The organism is Bartonella chomelii, from assembly GCF_014138465.1.
Taxonomy (GTDB): Bacteria; Pseudomonadota; Alphaproteobacteria; order Rhizobiales; family Rhizobiaceae; genus Bartonella; species Bartonella schoenbuchensis.
Window position 1 is genome coordinate 68,345 of sequence record NZ_JACJIR010000004.1, and the last position, 9,027, is coordinate 77,371.

The following is a 9,027-nucleotide window of genomic DNA, read 5'->3' on the forward strand; positions in this document are numbered from 1 at the left end:
GCTACTGCTTTTTGTGTGGAATTTCATTTTTGCCTATACTTGTATCATTTTTACTACAGATTTTTTATGAAAAAAAATGTATCATTATGTAGTTTAGTGTGTAACTTTGGAGCAACATATGAATACTAAATGTTTAATTACCGCATCTATTTTTACTTTGGTTGCATCTTCTGTAGCACAAGCAGAAAGTGGTAGAGTTTCTCAAGAATCAATGTCTGTTGTTCTACCAAATGTTGTTGCTCCTTCTTTTTCTTGGACAGGTTTTTATTTCGGTGGCCAAATTGGCGGTTTTTCGAGTAAGACTGCTCTAAATTTAAAAGGTGTTGATTCTACAAAATTATCATCGATTGAGAAAGATTTATTACCCAAACTTTCGGGCTTTATGGGTGGTCTTTACGCAGGGGCTAATTTTGACCTTAATAACAGTTTTGTTCTAGGTGTTGATACCGATGTAATTTGGTCTGGCAAAAAAGATACAAAGGTTATCAAACGTAGTGGATATAAAATGAAAGATGAGGGACATAGCGTACAGGGACAACACTCTTTGCAAGAAGCGGTGCCAAGCAATGAATTATTAGAAAAATTTATTGTGACTATAAGTCATACTTTAAAACAAAAGTGGGCTGGTGCCACACGAATGCGTGTAGGTTTTGCTGTTGATCATATTATGCCTTATATTGCTGGTGGTGTTGCTTATACGCAGATTCAAGACACCCTTTTGGTTTCAACCAAAATAAGAAAAGATAAAATAGTGGATGAAACCAAAGCAATGATTGGTTATACTTTTGGTGGTGGTATTGATTTTGCAATGATGGATGATCTTATTTTACGTGCAGAATATCGTTTCTCAAATTTTGGTAAAAAGAAATTTATTAAAGATAAATTTGAAATTGATTATAAAACCAATGATTTCCGTGTTGGTGTGTCTTATAAATTTTGATCTTTATAAGACGTAATTGGTTAAGAAGTTCTGTTAATTTTTGCTCAGAATTTTATGAATATCTTTCGAAGATTTACATAATTCATGCCTTTGTAAATAGTGTTCTAATTACAAATTGTAGCCTCTAAAACAACAGAATAAGTTTGTAATGAGCTGTATTTTAAATAGCAATATAGAGGGGTGAAGGTGTTTTTTGAATAGGGTTCTTACTTTTCAGGGTTTCTTTTCTTTTTCTGGTTATCTTCTTCCATTTCAAATTTGTAATGGCATTTATGTAAATTTCAAAGCTTTTTAAGAAAGTTTTTAAGTTCAGCTTAATATAAACCAATTTAGTTCATTCTTTTAATTAAAAGATAGCTGCAATTTATTGAAAATAAAAAATAATTAAAACATTATGGTTCTCAATTTTTAAACAAAATAATATAATTAATCTTTTAAATTAAAGACACTTTTTAACTAATTGAAAATATTTCATTTATTGTTATAATAATTGGTTTTTCATGCCCTTTGAAGCATTCCTTTATTTGCTTTGTGTTTTGAATATTTTTTATCCGGATTAATATCTTCTATAAGGTGAAATATCAAAACCTCTTGCAAAAAGTTTTCTTTCAACCTTCTCCCGATTTAAAAGTGATAAAAAGTATATTAGGCTAAGGCTAAACAGTTTTAGCAACAAAATTTATTAACAATGCTTCATTTCTTTTTTATATTAGCTTACAGAGCTCAAATTCTTTTTTGAATTCATTGCTTTTTACCAAACAAGCGAAAATGATACTCATAAATTAAAGTAAATGATCTAAGCTATACTGAAAAATCAGTTTAAAAATATTTTGCTTTTGAATTAAAGCATGCATTCATCATTGAATTGTAACTAATTGAGTTGATTAGTATTTTAGCACGTAACCACTAGAGCTATATAACTTACAAATAAATGAGATCTATCATGTTTGAAAAATAACGAAAAACCAGCCTTTTTATCAGATTAATTATTACTAAAATTAATCTATACGCTTTTGGATTTATTTCTAAATTGCTTCAAAAATACACTAACTATTTCATACATTACGTAAACATTATTGCTTCGTACTACAACTTTGCAACCTTACAGCTAGAATAGCGCTATTTGTGTGCTTTTTTAAGTGTCCCATTGTATTTTCTTATAACAGATAATCAATATACGGTTAGGTACTTTAAAAGCACCAAATACATAAAAAAAACACAACCACCAAATCTATTACTACAGCTTAAGGATTTTGCCCAGGTTTCCTCTGATATAACCTAGTTATTTTTCAAATGTTTTATTTAAGCCACCTGCTTTATTGACTTACGAAAACGAAATGATTTAGCACGTTTTGTTGTGGTTTTTGCTTTCTTACATCTTTTATTTTTAGATGAAGAATTTTTAGTATGTGATTGTTTAATTTGATCTATATGATCAAAAGTCTGCTTCTGACACTGAGATTTTTTAAAACAATGTTTCTTATCATTTTCTGGTATAAGGGATTTCTCTGGAAGTGCTGCAATTTGTGGTGGAATATCTTCGCGCACCAATTTCATTCGAATAACACGTTCTACAGCACGTAAACGTACTTGTTCTACCTTTTCATCAAAAAGTGTAATAGCGTTGCCAGACGTATCATTTCGTCCCGTACGGCCAATACGATGCACATAATTTTCAGCTTCATCCGGTAAATCATAATTAATAACGTGGCTGACTCCAGGAACATCAATACCACGTGCAGCAATATCAGTTGCAACAAGAATTCCTACCGACCCTTCACGAAAAGCTTTCAAGGCACGCTGTCGTGCAGCATGCGATTTATTTCCATGAATTGCTGCAACAGAATATCCCGCCTTCGTCAAACTGCGCGCAACAGCATCAGCGCCATGTTTAGTTCGCGTAAAAATAATAACCGAAGCTAAAGCTGGATCTGTTAAAAGCTTATTCAAAATGCTCTTTTTTTCACTTGTAGGAACACAATATAATTTTTGAGTAATTTTCGTAGCAACAGTCCCTTGAGGAACAATTTCTATTTTTACTGGTTCATTAAGCAAACTCTTTGCAAGTGTAACTATTTCCCGTGGCATTGTCGCTGAAAAAAGCGCTGTTTGACGCTTCTCATGCAAAAGTTTTGCAATGCGTTGTACATCATGAATAAAGCCCATATCTAACATACGATCAGCTTCATCTAAAACCAAAAAACGAGACTGAGAAAGATCAATGCATTTTTCACTGACAAGGTCCATTAAACGCCCTGGTGTTGCAATTAAAACATCCACACCTGTTTTCATACGTTTAATTTGCGCAAATCGAGACACCCCCCCTAAAATTAAACATGTTGAAAGGTGAGACCCTTTTGCAACCATACGAATTGATTCTTCAATCTGAACTGCAAGTTCACGAGTTGGAACTAAGATCAAAGCTCGTGCAGTTTTAGGATATCTTTTGTCACCTAAAGCCAAAATTTGGCTCAAAACAGGTAACCCAAATGCTAATGTTTTTCCAGAACCGGTTTGTGCAATACCTAAAATATCGCGCTTTTTTAGCATTACTGGAATAGCCTGTTTTTGAATAGGCTTAGGTTTGTTTATACCAGCAATAAATAGGTTTTCAGTTAAAAGTGTAGGTATACCCAATTTTACAAAGGCATTTTCTTTTATATTCACAACAAAATCTCTCTTTAGCTCAAGAACTGCAAACAGCTAACAAGCTACAATTACATCATCTTTAAATCCCGTATAATCGAGATCTGACATTGAACATTTAAAATACCGCTTAAATAAAAATAAGCGACTTGAGCAGTTCATAAGTATCTTCAAATTTAAAGAGAAAATGTAAAATTACTTTGTAAAACGCCAATATTCAAGCTTAAATGTCTTAAGTTACACTATTGTTGGATTAAAATAAAAAAGCAAGCACTTTCTAAAAGCATTTATTATAAGCAGAAGAAACATTAGCTTTATTATTTATCTTTTTATTACCGTTTCCTTTGGAAGATTGATTCCATCAAAATCAGGATAAATTTCAAGAAAAACCGGATTTTGTATTGTTTTCTGCCCTCCATAAATTAAATACCACCTGTCATTATCAAAAATCGCCAATGTTTTATAATGAATAATGCGATCTTCTGTTTTTAGCGTAGTTGGAATTAACGCGTAAAAAGAACCATTATCTGTTTGCCGATAATCTATTTTTACCTCATCTAAATAATAAGCGTCAGAAGGCAAATTTTCAAACTGAGTATGGAGTTGTTTAAGCAAATTGTTGCGTAAATCATCTTCTGTCGTATTTAATCGACGTGCCATTTCTTTATAAAGCCGGTCAGGCATATGAGCAGAAACAATTGCAAAATTTCTATCTTTTATAGCATTATTGATATCAACAACTAGGTTTAAAAGCTCTGTTTTTTGTATTGTTGTTTGTTTGGCCGCCAAACTTTGTCCGCCAGCACCTAACAATAAAAATACCCCCAGCGTAAAATAACGAAAAAATCTCATTTTTATAACTTTCGCTCTAGTAAAAAATTTAAACTTTTAAATTACAAAATCAAACAATACTTGATCATTAGTAATATCACGATAAGGCCAACCTAACGCTTGAAAATTTTTCTCTAAGACGTAAAAATTATCATACTTTTTTGTTTCAATTGCAATCAAAACAGAACCAAAATTTCTAGCTGATTTTTTGAGATATTCAAACCGCACAATGTCATCATCTGGTGTTAATTGAGCAAGGAAACTACGCAAAGCACCAGGGTGTTGTGGAAAACCAAAAATAAAATATTTTTTTAATCCCTGAAAACGCGAAGAGCGCTCTTTAATATCTGGTAAACGTTCAAAATCAAAATTACCGCCTGAAATGATTAAAAGAATTTTTTTGCCTTTCAATTCCTGACGAGAAATACTTTTCAGAGCATCAATCGACAAAGCGCCAGCTGGCTCAAGAACCACACCTTCAACATTGAGCATTTCAACCATTGTAGAACAAACTCTGTTCTCAGGAACTGTAATAACACAATCGGGTGAAAATTGATGCAACATAGCATAATTTAACGCACCAATTTCAGCCACAGCAGCACCATCTACAAATGTATTAATATTTTCAAGTTTGACACGCTTTTTGTTCTTTAAACATGCAAGTAAACTCGCCGCCCCTTCCGGTTCAACAAAACGGATCTTTGTTTTCCAACCATATTCATGTAAAAAATTGCTCACACCACTAGCCAAACCACCACCGCCCACAGGTACAACAATTAAATCTGGCTCACTTTCTCCATTAAGTTTTTTCCATTGTAAAGCAGCCTCACATAAAACTGTTGCTTGCCCTGTAACAATGCGAATATCGTCAAAAGGTGGTGCCATCACACCTCCCCCCTCAGCTACAAAAGATTGCGCAGCCTCATAACATTGGTCAAATGTATCACCAACCAAACGGATTTCAATAAATTCCTTACCGAAAATACGTGTCTTATCAATTTTTTGCTGTGGTGTTGTCACAGGCATAAAAATAATGCCTCTACGTTTAAAATAGCGACAAACAAAAGAAACCCCTTGTGCATGATTACCTGCTGATGCACAAACAAATGCTGCATCTTGAGATACCTTATCAAGCATTTCTGAAACAAAATTGAAAGCACCACGAATTTTATATGACCGTACAGGTGTTAAATCCTCACGCTTTAAATAAATTTCCGCATCATATTTTTGACTAAGAAAATCATTGCGTTGAAGTGGTGTTTCAGTAAAAACATTACGTAAAGCTACCATAGCTTTAGTCACATCTTGAACAAATTCACTCATAGCACCACTTATTTTCCTGATTTATTGATAGTGTATAGATTTCTTCTAACTGCAAAAACAATTATTGTCAGTCAAAAATTATCACAGAACGAAAGAAATTTCTTTTGTTATTAATTCTTGATTAAATAAAAGATATAGCTTATGAGAAAGCCCTTAGCCCTTATCGCGGACGTGATGAAATAGGTAAACATAGCAGACTTAAAATCTGCCGGTCGAAGACCTTGCGGGTTCAAGTCCCGCCGTCCGCACCATCTTTTATCTTCAACATGTTGAAATATATAGATTTTTACTTAATTAGATAATTTTTAGTCCACTCTTTAGTCCACCCTTTGGAGTTTATATAATTTTATCTAAATTGTTGTTATTTGCAGCTTATTTCCTTTGGAATAAATGCCAAGATTTCTTTTTTTCTCCATCTTACTGATTTACCCAGCTTATATGGTTTGGAAAATAATCCTCGTGTTACCCAATTGCGAATCGTTGTTGTTGATACGCTAAAAAGTTGAGCACATTCATGTGTTGTAACATATTTATCGCCATCATCAAACATTATCTCTTACCTTTCTTTTTTTATATTACATAAATTGGGTGGGGGCGCTTTAGAAGGAAACGTGAGGAAAAGAGCACCCCCTATGGGGTTAAGCAGCTTGCGTAAAGACACGCGTTTCTTGTTCTATTTCTTCTAAAAAAGTTTCGACAGCCTTATTGATACGTTCAATCTGCTCATCATCGCGTTGAACGCGTTGAACTTTGATACATAAGTGAGGTGATTTATCTACAAACAAGGGGTTATAGCTAACAAAATCACACCATTTTCGCCCTGTGCAAGCCATTTGGAATTGCATTTGTAAGATATATTCAGGCTTGATTTCACTATCTAGCAAAAAACGTGTATACGTTGTTAGTTGAGGGCATTTGACCTCTATGAGCCCCTCATCACCAATAAGACCATCAGGACTAGCCCCTGCCATTTCAATTGTCGGGTGAGGAATAAATCCGCACCGTGTGACAGTAACCAAACGTCTAAGGCTGTATTTTTGAATTGCACTGTCTTCATATTTACGTCCCCATCGCATAGCATGTGTTTCATAAGATAGACTTGTTATGCCCGTTAAGCGTTCTCCAATGAGTTTGAGTTTGTACTCTTCATATTTACTTGTCGGTGAGCCTTTAGCTGTTTTATCAACGATGCTGTTAATATTTGAAGCTGTGACTTTACCTAAACGAGCTTGAAACCACTCTGGTGTTCTTTGTTCCATATCACACCCCTGGTAGATCTTGTTGAGTTGGTGTGTGTAGCTGTTTTGGTGAAGACAAAGTTTGTTGCTCTTCTTCCATTTGGAAGCGTTGCCTTTCCTTTAAACCTTCTAAAATAATTTGCCCCGTCTCATGAGACATTTCTGTGAGGCTTGCGACTTTTGCAAAAGAGAGTACCTTTTTTTCTTCTGTTTTTGTTTGTTCCATTAATTCTCTGATTTGTGCAAGCACTTCATCAGATACCCTCTCGTTTTGGGGGGTGTGATTAACTTCATTAATAAAAGCCTCATCAATACAATCGACCTCGTCTTCGTCATAGATATCAGGAAAACCAAAAGCAAGACGTGCACATTGTATAATAGCTTTATAAAGTAACATGCGAATAGGATATTTCCGCCAAGGTTCTGTATCGCGTCTACATTCTTCCATCTCTTCAGAGATTTCTATTGGATATTTAATGTTCTTCAAATATATAGCGCATTCATAAGAAATTATCTTGCCTTCATTATCGCGTTCTTTTTTAAATTTTATCCCATCAAAATTAGGGTGTGAATGTATAAGTTTATACCATCCCTTAATGCCGACAACCGCGTCAATGCCCCCTCCTCTTTTAGGGACAGCATATATTTCTTTTCTCAAGGGATTTAATTTATACCCATCGGCAAGGTAAATAAAGTCTTCAAAATCTTCCTTAGAAATATTGAAATTGATACAATTCTTTATGATTTTTGTGCAAAATTCTTGTTCTGATAAACCATATTTCTGAGCCACTTTTGCTACGATAGAAGTTGTCATTATCTTTATCCTTAATGCAGAGTCTGTTTTTGGAGTTCCACACTTAGGCGTGTTAATCCTTTTGGTGTAATCTTTGCATTGGAAACACTCATTTCTCTTCCGCCGGCTATTTGGATGGTTCTAGATACACAATCCATCAGTCCTTCATTGATTTTACTCTGATAAGGTAACAAACGTTTATCCATGCCACTACGATAAGCCCAATAATTATTAAGCAAGCGGCTTGTTAAATCTTTGGGGAGTAAGCCTAATATTTTTGCTGCTTCGCTTATACCAAACAAACCATCAGATCGTTCTAAACGTTCCAGTGCTTCTGCCTTTGGGGTTAATTTAGCAATGATATAATCCTTGCGTTCATTTTCATTTTTTAAGTGCGTAAAAACACCTAACATGACTTGGGGATTTGAATAGTCAATTTGAGAGGTTGTTACTTGTTTTGCTTTCCGTTCGCATTCAATGAAGTACTGACGGGCTTGTTTACCTCTCTCATTACGTTCAACCATAGCAAGTTCTTTCGCCATGTCTAAGGTGAGATGATAATTTATTGCAAGAACAACTCTAGATTTTGCGTTCCCCAATTTTGGGGACCGCAAATCTTGTGTTTTTATAAAGTCTTTTCCCTCTTCAAATTCATATTGACCAATACGATCTTTAATCCAAGTAGAAAAATCTTTTCCTATTTCCAAAAAAGCATGTAATTCACGTGCATTGACTGTCTGAACAGGTTCTTGATTAATTGTATTGTTATGAATAGCGATAAGCGCTTCCATTGCAGACCTCATAGTGTTTAGATTAGTTTTTCAGATGTGTTGGGAAGAAAGGGTTATTGCTCTATCAGAGTGTATAATCGCACAAGGCGTTGATAGACTAAATCTTTTTCAACCTTTGCAAGTTTTAACGCCATCTTTATGGTAAGGTAGTATTCCTTTTTTGGATGATTATCATTTGAACCTTCAGTAAGTACTGAATAGAAATCCTCTTCTTCCTTAAAATTACATTCTTGGATGCGTTGAGTAATCCAATCATTAAAGTCGGTTCTTATCTTCAAAAACTCATGTAGTTTACGAGCATTCACCATTCCCACGATTACTTGATCAGTTGTATTATTCTGATGAGTAATAGGATCTTCCATTATTGCATCCTCCGATAATTCATGTTTAAAACATCACAAGGACGCAAACGGTGTTGCTCTTCATAAGTACCGTAGACTTCATCAGCATATTTCTGCTTTTCTA

9 protein-coding genes and 1 tRNA gene are annotated in these 9,027 nt (G+C 34.3%); 2 read left to right on the forward strand and 8 right to left on the reverse strand.

Annotation, left to right across the window (positions count from 1 at the left end):
- The first annotated feature begins 118 nt into the window (after positions 1–118).
- Entirely contained in the window at positions 119–940 is an 822-nt protein-coding gene (locus GGR10_RS05455; protein ID WP_182480262.1) for an outer membrane protein, read from the forward strand.
- A 1,302-nt stretch (positions 941–2,242) separates the two neighbouring features.
- Here the strand turns inward: GGR10_RS05455 and GGR10_RS05460 are convergent.
- From GGR10_RS05460 to ilvA, 3 genes are all read right to left on the reverse strand, one after another.
- Positions 2,243–3,607: a DEAD/DEAH box helicase gene (locus GGR10_RS05460; protein ID WP_182480263.1), complete on the reverse strand. Its 1,365-nt coding sequence runs from the start codon at positions 3,605–3,607 to the stop codon at positions 2,243–2,245.
- Between the two features lie 300 nt (positions 3,608–3,907).
- Positions 3,908–4,438 carry a hypothetical protein gene (locus GGR10_RS05465; RefSeq protein ID WP_182480264.1) on the reverse strand — a complete coding sequence of 177 codons (531 nt, stop codon included), beginning with the start codon at positions 4,436–4,438 and terminating at the stop codon, positions 3,908–3,910.
- A gap of 36 nt (positions 4,439–4,474) precedes the next feature.
- Positions 4,475–5,740: a threonine ammonia-lyase IlvA gene (gene ilvA, locus GGR10_RS05470; protein ID WP_182480265.1), complete on the reverse strand. Its 1,266-nt coding sequence runs from the start codon at positions 5,738–5,740 to the stop codon at positions 4,475–4,477.
- A gap of 165 nt (positions 5,741–5,905) precedes the next feature.
- On the opposite strand from ilvA, the gene GGR10_RS05475 reads away from it, so the two are divergent.
- Positions 5,906–5,991: transfer RNA gene (locus tag GGR10_RS05475), tRNA-Leu, on the forward strand.
- 110 nt (positions 5,992–6,101) lie between these two features.
- Here the strand turns inward: GGR10_RS05475 and GGR10_RS05480 are convergent.
- The 5 genes from GGR10_RS05480 to GGR10_RS05500 all read right to left on the reverse strand — a co-directional run bounded on the left by GGR10_RS05480 (position 6,102) and on the right by GGR10_RS05500 (position 8,924).
- A complete protein-coding gene (locus GGR10_RS05480; protein ID WP_182480273.1) occupies positions 6,102–6,293 on the reverse strand; it encodes a helix-turn-helix transcriptional regulator in 192 nt (63 codons plus the stop codon).
- Positions 6,294–6,378: 85 nt separating this feature from the next.
- Positions 6,379–6,999 (reverse strand): lambda exonuclease family protein, encoded by a 621-nt coding sequence (locus tag GGR10_RS05485; RefSeq protein WP_078689727.1) that lies wholly within the window; start codon positions 6,997–6,999, stop codon positions 6,379–6,381.
- A gap of 1 nt (position 7,000) precedes the next feature.
- Complete coding sequence (locus GGR10_RS05490; protein WP_182480266.1) at positions 7,001–7,792, reverse strand: recombinase RecT; 792 nt, start codon at positions 7,790–7,792, stop codon at positions 7,001–7,003.
- An 11-nt stretch (positions 7,793–7,803) separates the two neighbouring features.
- A complete protein-coding gene (locus GGR10_RS05495) occupies positions 7,804–8,562 on the reverse strand; it encodes an antA/AntB antirepressor family protein (RefSeq protein ID WP_182480267.1) in 759 nt (252 codons plus the stop codon).
- A 53-nt stretch (positions 8,563–8,615) separates the two neighbouring features.
- The gene (locus GGR10_RS05500) at positions 8,616–8,924 is read right to left on the reverse strand and encodes an antA/AntB antirepressor family protein (protein ID WP_182480268.1); all 309 of its coding nucleotides are present in this window, start codon (positions 8,922–8,924) and stop codon (positions 8,616–8,618) included.
- Positions 8,925–9,027: the final 103 nt, after the last annotated feature.